We start from the raw sequence: 304 nt of genomic DNA, 5'->3' as shown, positions 1-304 counted from the left end.
CGTGCAGTCGCGGCAGAAGCCGGCGCGCAGGGGAAAATGCGGCTCGCGGCGGTCCGCGAGTTCCGGCGGGATCAGGCGGTTGCAGTGCGGCTGATCGGTCAGGTCGAGAAACAGCTCGTCATCGCGTCCATCGCAGACGCGGCATGCCATGGCGAGTTTCGTTCCCGTCATCCTACGACCTGTGACATCCGCGGCGCGAGGCTCTACGACCCCGAGAGGCTTATCGGCTGGGCGAGGGCAGCGCAACGCGGGGTCGCAGCTCGTTCGAAGTCAGAGCCGAAAGACGTGACACTTTTGCCATCGC

1 protein-coding gene is annotated in these 304 nt (G+C 65.8%); it reads right to left on the bottom strand.

The window, feature by feature from the left end; translation table 11 throughout:
- On the bottom strand, positions 1–150 hold a 150-nt coding region (locus ACLBXO_RS32045), incomplete at its 3' end, for a class I SAM-dependent methyltransferase (RefSeq protein ID WP_447687954.1).
- Between the last annotated feature and the right edge of the window lie 154 nt (positions 151–304).

The sequence above is a fragment of the Methylobacterium sp. C33D genome (assembly GCF_053345825.1).
This window is presented reverse-complemented; position numbering and strand designations above follow the sequence as displayed.